The organism is Pseudomonas juntendi, assembly GCF_021560075.1.
GTDB lineage: Bacteria > Pseudomonadota > Gammaproteobacteria > Pseudomonadales > Pseudomonadaceae > Aquipseudomonas > Aquipseudomonas juntendi.
Genome location: NZ_CP091088.1, coordinates 3,242,667 through 3,259,324 on the forward strand (window position 1 = coordinate 3,242,667; position 16,658 = coordinate 3,259,324).

16 protein-coding genes, 2 tRNA genes and 1 pseudogene are annotated in these 16,658 nt (G+C 61.7%); 6 read left to right on the forward strand and 13 right to left on the reverse strand.

Annotated features, from left to right (window positions below):
• Position 1: 1 nt before the first annotated feature.
• Positions 2-2,110, reverse strand: a complete 2,109-nt coding sequence (locus L1P09_RS15025; protein WP_235767793.1) for a TonB-dependent receptor family protein — start codon at positions 2,108-2,110, stop codon at positions 2-4.
• 152 nt (positions 2,111-2,262) lie between these two features.
• Here L1P09_RS15025 and L1P09_RS15030 point away from each other — a divergent pair, with 152 nt between their 5' ends.
• A complete protein-coding gene (locus L1P09_RS15030) occupies positions 2,263-2,505 on the forward strand; it encodes a DUF1654 domain-containing protein (protein ID WP_054905228.1) in 243 nt (80 codons plus the stop codon).
• A 79-nt stretch (positions 2,506-2,584) separates the two neighbouring features.
• Here the strand turns inward: L1P09_RS15030 and L1P09_RS15035 are convergent, their stop codons facing one another.
• From L1P09_RS15035 to L1P09_RS15055, 5 genes are all read right to left on the reverse strand, one after another.
• Complete coding sequence (locus tag L1P09_RS15035) at positions 2,585-3,367, reverse strand: EAL domain-containing protein (RefSeq protein ID WP_054905229.1); 783 nt, start codon at positions 3,365-3,367, stop codon at positions 2,585-2,587.
• A gap of 87 nt (positions 3,368-3,454) precedes the next feature.
• On the reverse strand, positions 3,455-3,880 hold the full coding sequence (locus L1P09_RS15040; protein WP_054905230.1) for a GTP pyrophosphokinase: 426 nt from the start codon (positions 3,878-3,880) through the stop codon (positions 3,455-3,457).
• A gap of 97 nt (positions 3,881-3,977) precedes the next feature.
• Positions 3,978-4,547: an SPOR domain-containing protein gene (locus tag L1P09_RS15045; RefSeq protein ID WP_054905231.1), complete on the reverse strand. Its 570-nt coding sequence runs from the start codon at positions 4,545-4,547 to the stop codon at positions 3,978-3,980.
• Positions 4,548-4,679: 132 nt separating this feature from the next.
• Positions 4,680-4,756: transfer RNA gene (locus L1P09_RS15050), tRNA-Val, on the reverse strand.
• A 155-nt stretch (positions 4,757-4,911) separates the two neighbouring features.
• Positions 4,912-4,988 (reverse strand) — tRNA-Val (locus L1P09_RS15055).
• A gap of 201 nt (positions 4,989-5,189) precedes the next feature.
• Here L1P09_RS15055 and L1P09_RS15060 point away from each other — a divergent pair.
• Positions 5,190-6,473, forward strand: a complete 1,284-nt coding sequence (locus L1P09_RS15060) for an NAD(P)/FAD-dependent oxidoreductase (RefSeq protein WP_009682777.1) — start codon at positions 5,190-5,192, stop codon at positions 6,471-6,473.
• Between the two features lie 108 nt (positions 6,474-6,581).
• On the opposite strand, the pseudogene L1P09_RS15065 reads toward L1P09_RS15060, so the two are convergent.
• Positions 6,582-7,317 (reverse strand): annotated as a pseudogene (locus tag L1P09_RS15065) (peptidase C39 family protein).
• A gap of 166 nt (positions 7,318-7,483) precedes the next feature.
• Here L1P09_RS15065 and L1P09_RS15070 point away from each other — a divergent pair.
• The gene (locus tag L1P09_RS15070) at positions 7,484-7,663 is read left to right on the forward strand and encodes a hypothetical protein (protein ID WP_054905233.1); all 180 of its coding nucleotides are present in this window, start codon (positions 7,484-7,486) and stop codon (positions 7,661-7,663) included.
• 52 nt (positions 7,664-7,715) lie between these two features.
• On the opposite strand, the gene L1P09_RS15075 is transcribed toward L1P09_RS15070, so the two are convergent.
• Together L1P09_RS15075 and L1P09_RS15080 are read right to left on the reverse strand one after the other, a co-directional pair.
• Positions 7,716-8,468, reverse strand: coding sequence for a TerC family protein (locus tag L1P09_RS15075; RefSeq protein WP_054905234.1), 753 nt, complete (start codon positions 8,466-8,468; stop codon positions 7,716-7,718).
• Between the two features lie 28 nt (positions 8,469-8,496).
• Positions 8,497-8,736 carry a hypothetical protein gene (locus tag L1P09_RS15080; protein ID WP_054905235.1) on the reverse strand — a complete coding sequence of 80 codons (240 nt, stop codon included), beginning with the start codon at positions 8,734-8,736 and terminating at the stop codon, positions 8,497-8,499.
• 133 nt (positions 8,737-8,869) lie between these two features.
• On the opposite strand from L1P09_RS15080, the gene nhaR reads away from it, so the two are divergent.
• Together nhaR and sstT are read left to right on the forward strand one after the other, a co-directional pair.
• A complete protein-coding gene (gene nhaR / locus L1P09_RS15085) occupies positions 8,870-9,763 on the forward strand; it encodes a transcriptional activator NhaR (RefSeq protein ID WP_009682771.1) in 894 nt (297 codons plus the stop codon).
• Positions 9,764-9,892: 129 nt separating this feature from the next.
• Positions 9,893-11,104: a serine/threonine transporter SstT gene (gene sstT, locus L1P09_RS15090; protein WP_054905237.1), complete on the forward strand. Its 1,212-nt coding sequence runs from the start codon at positions 9,893-9,895 to the stop codon at positions 11,102-11,104.
• Positions 11,105-11,552: 448 nt separating this feature from the next.
• On the opposite strand, the gene L1P09_RS15095 is transcribed toward sstT, so the two are convergent.
• The gene (locus L1P09_RS15095; RefSeq protein ID WP_029886225.1) at positions 11,553-12,500 is read right to left on the reverse strand and encodes an IS110 family transposase; all 948 of its coding nucleotides are present in this window, start codon (positions 12,498-12,500) and stop codon (positions 11,553-11,555) included.
• Positions 12,501-12,888: 388 nt separating this feature from the next.
• Here L1P09_RS15095 and L1P09_RS15100 point away from each other — a divergent pair, with 388 nt between their 5' ends.
• On the forward strand, positions 12,889-13,536 hold the full coding sequence (locus tag L1P09_RS15100; RefSeq protein ID WP_054906211.1) for a YceH family protein: 648 nt from the start codon (positions 12,889-12,891) through the stop codon (positions 13,534-13,536).
• Positions 13,537-13,540: 4 nt separating this feature from the next.
• Here L1P09_RS15100 and L1P09_RS15105 read toward each other — a convergent pair whose 3' ends face one another.
• From L1P09_RS15105 to ahpC, 3 genes are all read right to left on the reverse strand, one after another.
• Complete coding sequence (locus L1P09_RS15105) at positions 13,541-13,729, reverse strand: hypothetical protein (RefSeq protein ID WP_029886312.1); 189 nt, start codon at positions 13,727-13,729, stop codon at positions 13,541-13,543.
• Between the two features lie 629 nt (positions 13,730-14,358).
• Entirely contained in the window at positions 14,359-15,936 is a 1,578-nt protein-coding gene (ahpF, locus tag L1P09_RS15110) for an alkyl hydroperoxide reductase subunit F (RefSeq protein ID WP_115293876.1), read from the reverse strand.
• Between the two features lie 127 nt (positions 15,937-16,063).
• Positions 16,064-16,627, reverse strand: coding sequence for an alkyl hydroperoxide reductase subunit C (gene ahpC / locus L1P09_RS15115; RefSeq protein WP_004375926.1), 564 nt, complete (start codon positions 16,625-16,627; stop codon positions 16,064-16,066).
• Between the last annotated feature and the right edge of the window lie 31 nt (positions 16,628-16,658).

A 16,658-nucleotide genomic window follows, 5' to 3' on the forward strand; every position in this document is an offset into this window, starting at 1 on the left:
GTCACTGGAACCGGTACGCCAAACCCGCCCCCGCATACCATGAGCGCCCAGGCGCGGCCTCGTAGTAACGCCCGTTGCTGTCGCCGACGATCACCGACCCTACATATTGCCGGTCGAACAGGTTGTCCAGGCGCACCAGCTGGTGGAATGTCCATGGGCCGACATGCTGCTCGAAGCGCGTACGCCAATTGAACACGGCATAGGCCGGCGCCGCCTTGGCAGCGTTGCTGTCGTCGACATACACCTTGCTGCGGTACTGCCCTTCCAGGCCCATGCTGACCGCCGCCACCGGCTTCCACAGCACCTCGCCGTACAGGTTGTCCTGGGGCACACCTGGCAGGCGGTTGCCACGTGCGATGGCCTGGCTGACGTTTTCGGCATAGCGCGCGTCGGTGCGGGTGTACACCACAGTGGCCTGCCACTGGTCGTTCCAATCCTGCTGCAGGCGGGCCTCGAAGCCACGCCGAAGGGTTCGCCCGGCATTGCGATAGCTGGTTCGGCCGTCCGTCGCACGGTCCACGACTATTTCGTCTTCGGTCTGGATCTGGTAAACGGCGGCGTCCAGCCGCGTGCGCTCGCTCAGCCGGTACTTCAGGCCCGTTTCATACTGCATGCTGGTGGCAGGCTCGAGCCCGAAGTTGAATCGTTCGTCCGCTCCCGGTGCATAGGCCATCTCGGCCTGCGTGGGTGTTTCGAAGCCTTTGCCGACACTCACGTAACCACGCAGATCAGGGGTGAAGGCGTACATCACAGACAGCGAAGGGGTAGCTTGCTGATACCGTTTGGAGCCGCTGGCGTCACCGTTGGCCAGGTAATGGTCATCGACGCGCATGTTCATGCTGCTGTAGCGCAAGCCCAGCTCGCTGGTCCAGTTACCGATTTCCCAGTGCGCCTGCAGGTAAGGGTCCAGGCTGGTGGCGGTGTCCTGCTCGTCACGTCGCAACTCGCCTTTCACACCCAACTGGTCAGCGCTGAAGTTCTGGTAGCCACGGCGGTCATCCTTGCTCTGGTCGTAATCGGCGCCAAGGGTCAGGGTGAGATTGCCGGGCACCTGCGCAACCGGCTGGATCCAGCGCAGCGTACCGCCCTGGAACTGCCGATCGAAGTCGACCACGCCACCCCCGCGCTGGCTGTTCGAGACCACCGTCCTGGGAATGGACAGGTACTGCACCACCCGGCGCTGCCCGGCGTACAGGTTCAGCTGCAACGTGGCGTCACCCACGTAGCGCTCATAGTTCATGCCCAACTGCTGGTGGTCGATGCTCTTGCGCGTGTCATAGGTTTGCGCCACTGCCGCGCTGGAGCGCGGGTCGTGCTTGTAGGCTTCCCAGGTCTGCCCCAGAGGGTCCTGGGTGCCGTTCTGTTCCAGGCTGCTGTAGATCAGTGCCAGGCGCGATTCGCTATCCGGCTTGAAATGGACCTTGGCGAAGGTCTGGTCACGGCGCGCCGCGCTGTGGTCACGGTAGCCGTCGGTGTCCATGCGCGACGCATCCAGCAGGAAACCGGCCGTGTCGTTACCGCCCTCGGCGCTCAGGTGGTTCTTGTTGAAACCGTCGCTGCCGAAGGTGGTTTCGGCACCTACCTGGGCAGGGCCCTGGCCGTCGCGGCTGAACATCTGGATAACCCCACCGGCGTTGCTGCCGTACAGGGTGGCGGCCGGGCCGCGCAACACCTCGATGCGCTCGGCCACATCCAGGTTGAGCGTGGCCGCTTGCCCTTGACCGTCGGGAGTACTGGCCGGGATCCCATCGCTGATCAGCTTGATGCCCCGCACCCCGAAGGCCGAGCGGGCGCCGTAGCCTCGCGAAGAAACCTGCAGGTCCTGGGCGTAGTTCTGGCGGTTCTGCACCACCAGCCCTGGCACCTTGCCCAGCACTTCCGACAGGTTGACGCCCAACTGGCCGTCAGTGCCACGGGACAAGTCGATGGTATCGACCGAGAACGGCAGGTCGAACGTACGGGTGGGCAGGTAGGCACCGCTCACCACCAGCGGCTCGATCACCACGGCAGTGGGGGCATCGGCCCAGGCATCGTCAAGCGCACCAAAGTCGCCTGCAATCAGCAGGACCAGGCCTGTAGAGGTAGGAAAACGAGAAAGAAATCGATACATGCGCAGCTTCCGAAAATGGCCGCCATTACACCAGACCCGCACCGACAGTGCGAATTCTCTGGCCAGCCTAGCCGGATTTTCCCTGACAAGCTGTTGCGAAATTGCTTACGCTGAAATACTGTACGCACATACAGCACAACAAGGATATTCCTGTGTCCAGCACCGCCTCCGCCACCCCAAGCAGCTACGTTCAGCTGGGTGTTCGCATCCAGAAGATCATCAACAGCCCCACCGCCCAACGCAGCCGCGCGGCGCTGATCTTCCGCCTGGAACAGGAAAGCCCGGACGACTGGGAAACCCTGCTCGAGGAAATTGCCGAGAACGACAACGTCACCCTCGCCCACCGTGACGATGGCGGCGTGCAGATTTTCTGGACGGTGCCGAAGGAAGACTGACCAGGCATGAGCGTGGCGCTTTTCGCTGCTACCGGCCTGCGCCTGCTGTGCCGCCCAGGGGAGCACCATCAGCTCAAGGTCAAGACAGCCGCTCAAACAACGGCAAACCATTCACCTGCGGCCGAGCGAACAGGTACCCTTGCATCAAATCAATTCCCAGCGCCGCCAGTGCTTGGCACTCTTCGTCAGTCTCGATCCCCTCGGCAATCAGCGTAATGCCCAACCGCTCGGCCACCAATACGATACCGGCCACGATGGCTTGGCGAACCACATCCTGGTTGACTCCCCGAGTGAGAGCCATATCCAGCTTGAGTACAGCCGGCTGAAATTCTGCGAGCAGATTCAGCCCTGAGTAACCCGAGCCAAAATCATCTATTGCAGTGGTGAAGCCCTGTCGCTCGTACTCCTTGAAGATCGACTTCAAGTGCTCGGTGTCCTCGATCCGCTCGCCTTCGGTCACTTCGAACATCAGCAGATTGGCGGGGAAGTCGAATGTGACTGTGGCCTCCAAGGTAGCCCGGATGCAGGTGCTGGCACGGTAGACGGCATTGGGCAGAAAATTGATGCTCAATTTACAGTTTTTCTGGCGTCCCAAGCCCAGTCCAGCCGCTTGCTCGATGGCCTTCACGCGGCAGGCCTGATCAAAGCGGTACAGGTTGTCGGGAGTTACCTTGGCCAAAATTTGCGCAGCGCTTTCACCGTTCACACCGCGAACCAGTGCCTCGTAGGCGAACGGCCTGCCTGAAGGCACATGGATTATGGGCTGGAACGCCATGGTAATGTCGAAACCCAGGCTAGCGAGGTCACGACATTGGGAGCAGCCAATCGCTAGAAAGGGCTGGGGGAACACTGGCTTGCTCATGGGCTATGTCGAGGTCACGGAGTATGGCGGTTCAGAATGCTTGAATCTGCATCTTATGCCAAGTCAACCTCAAGGCTTGCGGCTGAACTAACGAAGTGCCTGCAGGTAAGCGCTGGCCTCGCGATAGCGCGCCAGCCGCGCCAGGTCGGCAGGGCCTGGGCAGGGAATACGCGAAAGGTCACTGTTGTCGGCCAGGTCAGCCAGTTTGACCGTGCGCGCCAGCGGGTCGTCGCCCAGGCGCACGACAAAGTCCTGATAAGCTTCGCCTTCACGCCGGCTGAGCGCCAGCAGGGCTGCGAGAATTTTCAGCGCGAAGCCCTCCCGCGCCAGGTCGGAGAGGGTCAGCGAGGTATCCTCGATCACATCGTGAAGCACCGCAACAATGCGCTGTTCCGGTGTGGCAACCCGCAGCATCACACGTAAAGGGTGAAGGATATACGCCGCCCCACCCTTGTCGTATTGCCCTTCATGCGCCCTGGCGGCCACGGCTATGGCCCGCTCCAGTGTCGACATCAGGCGCCCCCCATCTCAGCCTCTCCCTACCCAAGCATAGCCAATGCTGGGCGCAAGGTGCCTACCATGCGCCTTGGGAGCGGGTTGGCCGCGCAGGTCAGCGCGCTGCGCCGTGCTGGATGACCACCGAGTCGGTGCCCAATTTGGCCATGACTTCGTCGCGGCGGGCCTGCGCCTCTTCGCGAGTAGGGAACGGCCCCATCAGCACCACCGGCTTGCCATCGCGGTATTCCACCGACGACGGGATGCCCTTTTCGATCAGGCGGGCCGTCATGTCGCTGAGCGCGCCCATGTTGGCGCCCTGCACCACCTCCACATCCCAGCCTTCGGGTGCCGGCTGGTTGGCCAGCGCTTCGGCGCGACGCTGCAGGTCGGCACCGCCGCACAGTTCGCGGATACGCAGGTTGTTGCCGGTTTCGTCCACGATGATGTCGTACTGGCCATCGCGCTTGAACGCCACGTAGCTGCGGTAGGCCTCGTACTGCCCGGCATCGTCCTTGCCACGGACCTGGCCGCAGATGGTGCCCTGGGTGTCGATCCGCACGTTGCCGAACTTGGCCGTCTTGGGGTTGTGCAAGTGTTCAGCCACCTGCTTGTGCACGCCCTCGACCTCGTTCTCACAGCCCGCCAGGGCGAGCACTGCCATTACCACAGCCAGTTTACGCACGCATGTACCTCCCGTTTCGAAGGGGCGGATTCTAGCATGCTGCGCGCTGGCCGAAGCGTGACCAAAGGTTACAGGCTGCTTCACCCGCACATGCAAAAAGGGCGATCATTGCTGATCGCCCTTTTTGGAGTTTGGTAGGCACAATTGGACTCGAACCAACGACCCCCACCATGTCAAGGTGGTGCTCTAACCAACTGAGCTATGTGCCTGTCGTGTGGTGCGCATCTTAGTGATCAAGTGCGCACCTGTAAAGCGTTTTTTTCAGAAAAATCAAAAACTTTCGCAGTTTCCCGGTGTTGCAGCCAACCGCCGGAAAAACCAATGAAAAAAGGGGTGACCCTTGCGGATCACCCCTTCTTCGATTTGGTAGGCACAATTGGACTCGAACCAACGACCCCCACCATGTCAAGGTGGTGCTCTAACCAACTGAGCTATGTGCCTGTCGTGTGGTGCGCATTCTACGCAATTGGAAAAGCCTGTCAACACTTTTTTTCGCGCTAAGCTACTGAATCTAAACCTCTTTATAGAGAAGGGTCGCTTGCGACTGTGTGAGGGATTTTCAACAGACGACTAGCGGGTGTTTATTATTATTGATAGCATCGCTACATTCGTTAAAAATATAAAACACGAGGTTCCTGCAGCATGGCTAACACCCCCTACCCCCAGTCCTACTACGCCGCCTCGGCCAACCCGGTGCCGCCACGTCCGGCGCTGCAGGGTGAGGTGGAAACCGATGTATGCATCATCGGCGCCGGCTACACCGGCCTGTCCAGCGCCCTGTTCCTGCTGGAGAACGGCTTCAAGGTGAGCATCGTCGAAGCCGCCAAGGTCGGCTTCGGTGCCTCGGGCCGCAACGGTGGCCAGATCGTCAACAGCTACAGCCGCGACATCGACGTGATCGAACGCACTGTGGGCCCTAAACAGGCCCAGCTGCTGGGCCACATGGCCTTCGAAGGCGGGCGTATCATTCGCGAGCGCGTGGCCAAGTACAACATCCAGTGCGACCTGAAGGACGGCGGCGTTTTCGCCGCGCTCACCAGCAAGCAGATGGGCCACCTGGAATCGCAAAAGCGCCTTTGGGAGCGTTTCGGCCACAACCAGCTGGAACTGATGGACCAGAAGCGCATCCGCGAGGTCGTGGCCTGCGACAGCTACGTCGGCGGCATGCTCGACATGAGCGGCGGTCACATCCACCCGCTGAACCTGGCGCTGGGCGAAGCTGCGGCGGTCGAGTCGCTGGGCGGCATCATCTATGAGCAAACTCCGGCCGTGCGCATCGAGCGCGGCGCCAACCCCGTGGTGCATACCCCACAGGGCAAGGTCCGCGCCAAGTTCATCATCGTCGCTGGCAACGCCTACCTGGGCAACCTGGTGCCAGAGCTGGCCGCCAAATCCATGCCATGCGGCACCCAGGTGATCACCACCGAACCCCTGGGCGAAGAGCTGGCGCGCACCCTGCTGCCGCAGGACTACTGCGTGGAAGATTGCAACTACCTGCTCGACTATTACCGCCTGACCAGCGACAAGCGCCTGATCTTCGGCGGTGGCGTAGTGTACGGCGCACGTGACCCGGCCAACATCGAAGCGATCATCCGCCCGAAGATGCTCAAGGCCTTCCCGCAACTGAAGAACGTGAAAATCGACTACGCCTGGACCGGCAACTTCCTGCTGACCCTGTCGCGCCTGCCACAGGTAGGTCGCATCGGCGACAACATCTATTACTCCCAGGGGTGCTCGGGCCACGGCGTGACCTATACCCACCTGGCGGGCAAGGTGCTGGCCGAAGCCCTGCGCGGCCAGGCCGAGCGTTTCGACGCTTTCGCCGGCCTGCCGCACTACCCGTTCCCAGGCGGCCAGATGCTGCGCGTGCCGTTCAGCGCTATCGGTGCCTGGTACTACAGCCTGCGTGATCGCCTGGGTTTCTGATGTAGCGGGCCTCCTCGGTGCGGGACCCGCTCCTCCATGGGGCTGTGCGGTGCGCACACGCTCTGTGGAGGAGCGGGTCTGCCTGCGAAAAGGCCATGATGGGAACGATCATTTGCTCAGGCTGTTCACCGCCTGCTTCGCCGCGATTTCCTGCCCCGCCCGCGACAACTCTTCCGCCGCCTGCAACCAGCGTTGCCTATCCACTTCAGCCGGCAATTGCCGTGGCGGCTGCACCAGCACTGCCCAACTGCCCTGCTCGGCCCACGCCGAAGCGAACGCGTCGAATGCCATCATGTGCCGGCGGTGCATGCCCGAGCGCAGCAGTACCCGCTGCTTGTAGCGGTCATAACCGATCAGCACCGCATAGCGCGGCTCGCCCCACCAGGCGGAACCGTCTTCGTAGCGCAAGAGTACCGGGTTACCCGCCGCCACTTGGGTCAACAGCGCATCCAGTTGCTTGTCCAGGCGGTACACCACCATGCCGTAGTCCCGTGCCACGCGAGGGATGGCGGTGTCCAAAGCATCGGCACCCTGTGGCAGGTTCAGGGGCTTGTCCAGCAGCCCCGGGGTAATCGGTGCCCCCTGTTGCGACAACACTGCTGCCAGGGCCATGGCGCCGCTATGGTTGGCGTTGCCCCGGTAGAACGGCACGCTGCTGATTTCGACCCGTTGCGGCAGGCCTTTGAGATTGGCGGGCGGCGCACTGGCACAGCCCGCCAGGCTGGCTGGCTGCCACGATGAAGGCCGACAGCAGCCGCCGGGCGCTCTTGAAGGAAGATTGCTGCATGGACACTCGCTTGCTCCAACGCCGGGCAGGCAGCGCCCAGCTCTGGCCAGTGATCATAGGTCCGACGACGGCGCGGGTATAGTCCGACAACGGCTTGGAGCGAATCGGACTCAGAGATAGACCTTTGTTCGATGGAACGTCCCAGGCGAAAGGCTAGACTAAAGCAGTGTCTGGAACGCAAACGCCGGTCACTCTGGCGTTTGCCGCAGCGATGGAGGCACAGATGAGCCTGACCCTGGCAATCCTCATGCTGGTCAGCATGTGGCTGAGCGTCGCAGCCGCCATGCTATGGGGTGTACTACGTATCGTGCGGCGTCATGCACAACCCAATCAACAACCGCCGCAGGTGCCGGCCAAAACCCGGCACGTACAGCGAGCACGGCGGCCTGCGGGGGTGCACTGACCGCGCAGCATTCAGCAGCCAAACGGGGCGCAAAGCGCCCCGCTGCCCACCGTCAATGCTCAGCTGCCTCACGCTTGAGCCGCGCCCTGCGTGCGAGAATGTTGAGGACCTCGATTGCGGTGGAGAACGCCATCGCAGCGTACACGTAGCCTTTGGGCACATGGGCACCAAACCCTTCGGCAATCAGCGTCATACCGATCATGATCAGGAAGCCCAGGGCCAGCATCACGACAGTCGGGTTGTCGTTGATGAAGTTGGCCAGTGGGTCGGCCGCGACCATCATCACGATCACGGCAGTGATCACGGCGATGATCATGATCGGCAGGTGCTCGGTCATGCCCACGGCGGTAATGATGCTGTCTACCGAGAACACGATATCCAGCAGCAGGATCTGGAAGATCGCCGCAGCGAAGCCCAAGGTCACCGTGGAGCCCACCTTGGCCTCTTCCTTGGCACCGTGCGGGTCGACGTTTTCGTGAATTTCCTTGGTAGCCTTCCACAACAGGAACAGGCCACCCGCAATCAGGATCATGTCTTTCCACGAGAACGCGTTGCCGAACACTTCGAATACCGGGTCGGTCAGCTGGACGATCCAGGCCACCGTGCTGAGCAACGCCAGGCGCATGATCAGGGCCATGCTGATGCCGATGCGCCGCGCCTTGGAACGGTACGCCACCGGCAACTTGTTGGTCAGGATCGAGATGAAGATCAGGTTGTCGATGCCCAGTACGATTTCCATGGCCACCAGCGTAGCCAGGGCAATCCAGGCGGTAGGGCTAGCGGCGAGTTCCAGCAGATATTCCATTGTTCACATCCTGCAACGGCGGTTGGGGTCAGATTTCCTGGCTTTTTTCGTTCTTTTCAGCTTGCACGGGCTTCTGCCCTTCACTGCCAATGGCTTCGCTCAGCGCCTGCTGGGCGGCCTTGTTGGTATCGTCGATGGCCTGCTTGGCCGATTGAGCAGCTTGGTCGAGCATCTGCTGGGCGGACTTCTCGGCCTGGTCGCAACCAGCCAGGGCAAACAGCGCCAGGGCCAGTACCAGCGGCGTGCCGATGGATTTCAAGTGCAGCATGGGTTCCTCGCTTGTGGTGACTTCAGCAGCGCACGAGGCGCCTGATAACGAAGGATTCTAGACACGCCGATACATCAGGAAAATTCGTATTTTCAAGGGTTATACTTCGGGTTTTACGAATCGGGAAAACAGCGTGCTCAACTACCGCCAGTTGCACTACTTCTGGGCAGTGGCCAGGACCGGCAGCATCGCCCGCGCCAGCGAACAGCTGAACCTGACCCCGCAAACCATCAGCGGGCAGATCAGCCTGTTCGAACACACCTACGGCCTGGAGTTGTTCCAGCGTGTGGGGCGGCAGCTGGAGCTCACCGAAACCGGCCGCCAGACGCTGGCTTATGCCGAACAGATGTTCCAGCTTGGTGGCGAACTGGAGGCCATGCTGCGCGCCGGGCCACAGGAGCAGATCCTGTTCCGAGTGGGCGTAGCCGATGTGGTACCCAAGTCCATCGTCTATCGCCTGCTGGCCCCGACCATGGAGCTGGACGACGTGCTGCGCATCAATTGCCGCGAAGACAAGCTCGAACGGCTGCTCGGCGACCTGGCCATCCAGCGCCTGGACCTGGTGATTTCCGACAGCCCCATGCCCAACAACCTGGATATCAAGGGCTACAGCCAGAAGCTTGGCGAATGCGGCCTGAGTTTTTTTGCCACCCCTGCATTGGCCAAGCGCTACCCGGGTGCCTTTCCTGCCTGCTTGCAGGACGCCCCCCTGCTGATTCCCGGCCAGGAAACCGTGGTGCGCAGCCGCTTGCTGCGGTGGCTGGGCGAGCAGCAGGTGCAGCCCCGCATTGTCGGCGAGTTCGATGACAGCGCATTGATGCAGGCCTTCGGCCAGTCGGGCAGCGGCATCTTCGTTGCACCCAGTGTGATCGCCGAGGAAGTGTGCCGACAGTACGGCGTGCAACTGATCGGGCAGACCGAGGCTGTGCATGAGTCGTTCTATGCCATTTCGGTGGAGCGCAAGGTCAAGCACCCGGGGATCGTGGCGATTACCGAGGGGGCACGGCGAGAGCTGTTCCACTGGTGACCGGGCTGGTTCGCACGGCCTTGCCTGCATTCGCTTGCGGGGCGGCACTGGCCGCGAAACGTGCCGGGCCGCCCGGCAAGGCTCTGTGCTAAAGTCCCGCCCTTTACAGAATCCGAGATAACGCTGCACATGACCTCTGTTTTCCGCCTCCTCAACCGTACCAGCCTGGTGACGCAGATCGTCATCGGCTTGCTCGCCGGTATCGCCCTGGCCCTGCTGGCCCCCAGCGTGGCCGGCGACCTGGCCTTCCTCGGCAAGGTCTTCGTCAGTGCCCTCAAGGCAGTGGCACCTGTACTGGTATTCATTCTGGTCATGGCTTCGATCGCCAACCACCGGCATGGCCAGGAAACCCACATTCGCCCGATCCTGTGGCTTTACCTGCTGGGCACTTTCGCCGCGGCATTGGTGGCCGTGATCGCCAGCACGCTGTTCCCCTCATCATTGGTGCTCAGCACCGGCGAAGCCACGCTCAGCGCACCGGGCGGCATTACCGAGGTACTGCAGAACCTGTTGCTGAGCGCGGTCGACAACCCGATCAACGCCCTGCTCAACGCCAATTTCATCGGCGTGCTGACCTGGGCCGTGGGCCTGGGCGTGGCCTTGCGCCATGCGGGAGATACCACCCGCACCGTGGTCGAGGACCTGTCCAACGGTGTCACCCTGATCGTACGTGTAGTCATCCGCTTTGCCCCGCTGGGCATCTTCGGCCTGGTCAGCGCGACCTTGGCTCAATCCGGCCTGAACGCCTTGCTCGGCTACCTGCACCTGCTGGCAGTGCTGATCGGCAGCATGCTGTTCGTGGCGCTGGTGATGAACCCGCTGATCGTGTACTGGAAAATCCGCCGCAACCCGTTCCCGCTGACCTTGCTGTGCCTGCGCGAAAGCGGCATCACCGCGTTCTTCACCCGTAGTTCGGCGGCCAATATCCCGGTCAACCTGGCACTGTCAGAGCGCCTTGGCTTGCATGAAGACACCTATTCGGTGTCAATCCCGCTGGGTGCCACCATCAACATGGCCGGTGCGGCGATCACCATCACTGTGCTGACGCTGGCCGCAGTGCATACCCTGGGTATCCCGGTCGACCTGCCGACAGCGTTGCTGCTCAGCGTGGTGGCAGCCGTCTGTGCCTGCGGTGCCTCCGGCGTGGCAGGGGGGTCGCTGCTGCTGATTCCGCTGGCGTGCAGCCTGTTCGGCATCCCCAGCGAAATTGCCATGCAGGTGGTTGCGGTGGGCTTCATCATCGGGGTGTTGCAGGATTCGGCGGAGACCGCGCTGAACTCCTCAACCGATGTGCTGTTCACGGCCGCGGCGTGCCTGGCTGAAGAGCGGCGTAACGGCTAATGTCGGTCAGTCAAGCGATTGGGGCCGCTTTGCGGCCCATCGCCGGCAAGCCGGGCTCCCACAGGTGCAGTGCAGAGCTCAAGCTTAGTGCGGTCCTGTGGGAGATTCTATGGCCGCTGCATCTTCAGCGCCTGTGAGATCGAGCGCCGCCCGCGCGGCGCAATCGCGAGCTGCGCTCGCTCCTACGTTTGTTTCGGGCCAATTATTCCTGTGGGATTCGCGCGCGAACGCCTTGTTTGTACGGCGCGATATTGAGGCATGCACCAAGGCGTTCGCGCGCGAATCCCACAGGAATAATTGGCCCGAAACAAACGTAGGAGCGAGCGCAGCTCGCGATTGCGCCGCGCGGGCGGCGCTCGCTCTAACAGGCGCTGCCATACCTTGTGGCAAACACCTGTCAGCCCCAAGGCGATCCCTGTGGGAGATTCTATGGTTTTAGGGAAGTTTTTTAAGCGGCTTTTGACCGATACTCGTCTCCGCTTTTCAGTAGGGCAAATACTACTCGCGCCAGTTTGCGTGCGAGCATGACAAGCGATGCTGTCGTGCTAAAACCACGCGCCAGGCGCTCTTCGTAGTACGACTTCCATGCTGCTGTGCGGGATGCTGACATAGCCGCGTTGTGAAGGAGGCGTCGAGCTTCGGGGTCTCCTCGCTTCGTGAGCTTGGATTGCCCTTTTTTCTGCCCCGACTGCGCAATCCTCAGATCCATACCCAAAAAGGCGATAAACGCATCACCCCCGCTGAAGTTGCCACGCTGAAACGTCGCTGTCAGGCGAGCAGCAGTTAGAAAACCCACCCCTTCGACCTTCATGCAGCGCTTTACCTGAGGCATCAGCCCGGCCTTTTCCAGCAGGCCCTTGATCATCTTCTCCACCAGCAGCTCAAGCCGCTGCATCGCACGCAGATGCGTCTTGAAGGCGGCTTTGAGTAGCGGTTCATTGGCCCACCCCTGAGTCAGGCTGGTTCGTGCCTGAACCAGTCCTGCACGTCGCCGGAACAAGCTCAGAAGCTGTCGATAGATAGCCGGTGGCGGTGCCCAAGGCGTTAGGTCCTGCCCTTCGTTCTTCAGATAGCGGGCCAACAGCTGGGCATCAATTGCATCAGTCTTAGCGCGTACGTTGACACCTTTACGGTAATGGCTCAGGGCGTACCCATCTACCACGTAAATCGTATGCCCGAACTCAAAGGCCAGATCCGTAAACAGGACGTGATAGATGTTGGTCGCTTCGATAGCGACGGACATCGCACCCGAGAGGCCTTTGAGCCATTTCTTGATAGCTGCTTTAGTATTGGGGATTGCTATGAGTTCTGCTGATTCATCGTCCCAAATGACCAATTCTGTTTTGGCCACATCCACGCCAATCAGCCGCTTTGAATCAGCAACCACCATTGCCATGAGCAACTCTCCTCGATAGTGTTGGAGTACTTGAAGGGTCACCCAGAGGCGCTGGCTTGTGTCTTTCGTCGGTCCGAGCCCGGAAGCATTCTTTATCGGCGCTTGGGTGAAAAGGGAGGAGGGGCGAGGTCTCCCACGGTCTGTACTGCGCTAACAGTCAGAAGCTGGCTTTGTCCCTCCTCCTCCCTTCAAGTCTAACCATACAAGCTGGCTTGCCGGCAATGGGCTCCACCACCACGTCTTGACTGACCGGCATTCGGCGTAGCGCCTGGATTTTCTTCGGGCTGCTGGCCGGAGCGGGCTCACCCGCTCTCACCAGCAGCCGCAATTGCCTTACACGATGGCATTACCTACCCTAGTGGCCTTTCCCCAGTAATGAGACAGGGCCATGTCAGAATACGAAACCGCCGGTGAAGGCCGCTTGAGCAGCACCGAGATCCGTGTCCTCGGCGCGTTGATCGAAAAGCAGGCCACCAGCCCGGAGAGCTACCCGCTGACCCTCAACGCCCTGGTCCTGGCCTGCAACCAGAAGACCAGCCGAGAGCCCGTCATGAACCTTACACCAGGCCAGGTCGGCCAGGCCTTGCGCAACCTTGAAGCGCAGGGCATGACCCGCCTGCAGATGGGCAGCCGCGCCGATCGCTGGGAGCAGCGGGTGGACAAGGCCCTGGAGCTGGTACCGGCGCAACTGGTGCTGATGGGCCTGATGTTCCTGCGCGGCCCGCAGACCCTCAACGAACTGCTGACCCGCAGCAACCGCCTGCATGATTTCGACGACACCGAGCAGATCCAGCACCAGCTGGAGCGCCTGACCTCGCGCGACCTGGCCTTGCACCTGCCGCGCCAGGCGGGCCAGCGCGAGGACCGTTATACCCATGCGTTGGGCGACCCGGCGGAGATCGAGGCGATTCTTGCTGCACGTCAGCAGGAGGGCGGCCAGCGCAGCAGTGGCAGCAGCGTGTCGCAGGAGCGTATTGAAGCGCTTGAAGCCCGCATCGCAGCGCTGGAAGCGCGCCTGGCAGACCTGGAAGGCTAGGCGGTCACGGCTCGGGGTCGGGGAAGTTGCGGCAGCTTTTGCGCTCGGCCAGCTCCCGGTCGCTGGGGCGCTGGTCGACGAATACGGTGCGACCGTCGGCGTAGATTTCCAGGTAACCCCAATGCAGGTCCTGCTCCGTCTGACCGGGCTTGGGCGGGACTAGCCACCAGGGTTCGCGGCTGATCAGCGTCATGATACGGCTTCCTGAGGGTGTATGCAGTAAGCATAGACAGCCTGGGTTTGATCCCTTGCGAGTGCTGGCCTTTTCGCGGCTAGAGCCGCTCCTGCAAGTACGGCGGCAACTCCAAGCCAACGCAGACACCCTGTGGAAGCGGGCATGCCCGCGAACACCGGCAAAGCCGGTGCCAGATACCGCGTCGCCTGCTTCGCGGGCTTGCCCGCTCCCACAGGTGAATCGCGCAGGCTTTTCGAATTCTGAGAAAGACAGCTGCTCCTGCAAGTACGCCGGCAACTCCAAGCCAGCGCAGACCCCCTGTGGGAGCGGGCATGCCCGCGAACACCGGCAAAGCCGGTGCCAGACACCGCGTCGTCTGCTTCGCGGGCTTGCCCGCTCCCACGGGTGAATCGCGCAGGCTTTTCAAATTTTGAGAAAGACAGTTGCTCCTGCAAGTACGGCGGCAACTCCAAGCCAACGCAGACCCCCTGTGGGAGCGGGCATGCCCGCGAACACCGGCGCAGCCGGTGCCAGACACCGCGTCGCCTGCTTCGCGGGCTTGCCCGCTCCCACAGGTGAATCGCGCAGGCTTTTCAAATTTTGAGAAAGACAGTTGCTCCGCCTTCGAAGGCAGGGCCAGCCCAGGCTTACGCCGGTGCCGAGGTCCGGATCAGGTGGTCGAAGGCCGCCAGCGAAGCCTTGGCCCCCTCACCCACCGCAATCACGATCTGCTTGTACGGCACGGTGGTCACGTCCCCCGCAGCGAACACCCCTGGAATGCTGGTCTGGCCCTTGGCATCCACAATGATCTCGCCGCGCGGTGACAGCTCGACGGTACCTTTGAGCCAGTCGGTGTTCGGCAACAGGCCAATCTGCACGAAGATGCCTTCCAGCGCGACTTCATGCTGCTCGTCCGTGGCGCGATCCTTGTAGCGCAGGCCAGTGACTTTCTCGCCGTCGCCAAGCACCTCGGTAGTCAGCGCACTGGTGATCACTTTCACGTTAGGCAAACTGTGCAGCTTGCGCTGCAACACCGCGTCGGCGCGCAGTTGGCTGTCGAATTCGATCAGCGTCACCTGGGCAACGATACCGGCCAGGTCAATGGCAGCCTCAACACCCGAGTTGCCACCACCAATCACCGCCACGCGCTTGCCTTTGAACAACGGGCCGTCGCAGTGCGGGCAGTAAGCCACGCCACGCGCGCGGTATTCCTGCTCACCCGGCACGTTCATTTCACGCCAGCGGGCACCGGTGGCCAGGATCACAGTCTTGGCCTTGAGCGATGCGCCGCCCGCCAGGCGCACTTCATGCAAGCCGCCGTCGGTGGCCGGAACCAATGCTTCGCCGCGCTGCAGGTTCATGATGTCGACGTCGTACTGCTTGACGTGCTCTTCGAGTGCAGTCGCCAGTTTTGGCCCTTCGGTTTCCTGCACCGAGATGAAGTTCTCGATGGCGAGGGTGTCGAGTACCTGGCCACCGAAGCGCTCGGCAGCCACGCCGGTACGAATGCCCTTGCGCGCTGCGTAGATGGCAGCCGCCGCGCCAGCCGGGCCACCGCCCACAACCAGCACATCGAAAGCGTCCTTGGCGTTGATCTTCTCAGCCTGGCGCGCACCGGCGCTGGTGTCGATCTTGCCGAGGATTTCCTCCAGGCCCATGCGCCCCTGGCCAAACAACTCACCGTTCAGGTAGATGCTCGGTACTGCCATGATCTTGCGCGCTTCCACTTCACCCTGGAACAGCGCGCCGTCGATGGCCACGTGGCGCACGTTGGGGTTGAGCACGGCCATCAGGTTCAACGCCTGGACCACGTCCGGGCAGTTCTGGCACGACAGCGAGAAATAGGTTTCGAAGGTGAATTCGCCTTCCAATGCCTGGATCTGTTCGATCACTTCGGCACTGGCCTTGGAAGGGTGGCCGCCGACTTGCAGCAGTGCCAGCACCAGCGAGGTGAATTCGTGGCCCATGGGGATGCCGGCGAAGCGCAGGCTGATACCTTTGCCATCGGCGCCAGCACCCGGGCGGCTCAACGAGAACGAAGGTCGACGCGCATCGGTGCCGTCCGCGCTGAGGGTAATGAGTGTGGACAAGCTGGCGATCTCCACCAGCAGGTCATGCAATTCACGGGACTTCGCGCCGTCGTCGAGGGAGGCAACGATCTCGATCGGCTGGGTGACCCGCTCCAGGTAGGTTTTCAGTTGCGATTTAAGCGTGGCGTCCAACATACGGGCGATTCCTTCTTCAATACTCGGATACAAAAACGCCCAGGCGAGGTCGCCCGGGCGTTTGACGGGGCGGTAGCTTGTTCAGCTTTGGCGGCTGCCTACCGCCCGCGTTGTTGCGCGCATGGCCTTAGATCTTGCCGACCAGGTCCAGCGATGGCGCCAGGGTGGCTTCGCCTTCTTTCCACTTGGCCGGGCAAACTTCGCCTGGGTGGGCAGCAACGTACTGGGCAGCTTTCACTTTGCGCAGCAGCTCAGCTGCATCGCGGCCTACACCACCGTCGTTCAGTTCCACGATCTTGATCTGGCCTTCCGGGTTGATCACGAAGGTACCGCGATCGGCCAGGCCAGCTTCTTCGATCAGCACGTCGAAGTTGCGCGAGATGACGTGGGTTGGGTCACCGATCAGCGGGTACTGGATCTTGCCGATGGTGTCCGACGTGTCGTGCCAGGCTTTGTGGGTGAAGTGGGTGTCGGTGGACACGCCGTAGATTTCCACGCCCAGCTTCTGGAACTCGGCGTAGTTGTCGGCGAGGTCACCCAGCTCGGTCGGGCAAACGAAGGTGAAGTCGGCCGGGTAGAAGAACACGACGGACCACTTGCCTTTCAGGTCGGCTTCGCTGACCTGCACGAACTCGCCTTTGTGGTAGGCGGTAGCGTTGAACGGTTTGACCTGGCTGTTGATGATTGGCATGAGAGACGCTCCTTCATGGGGTTGGAATCAG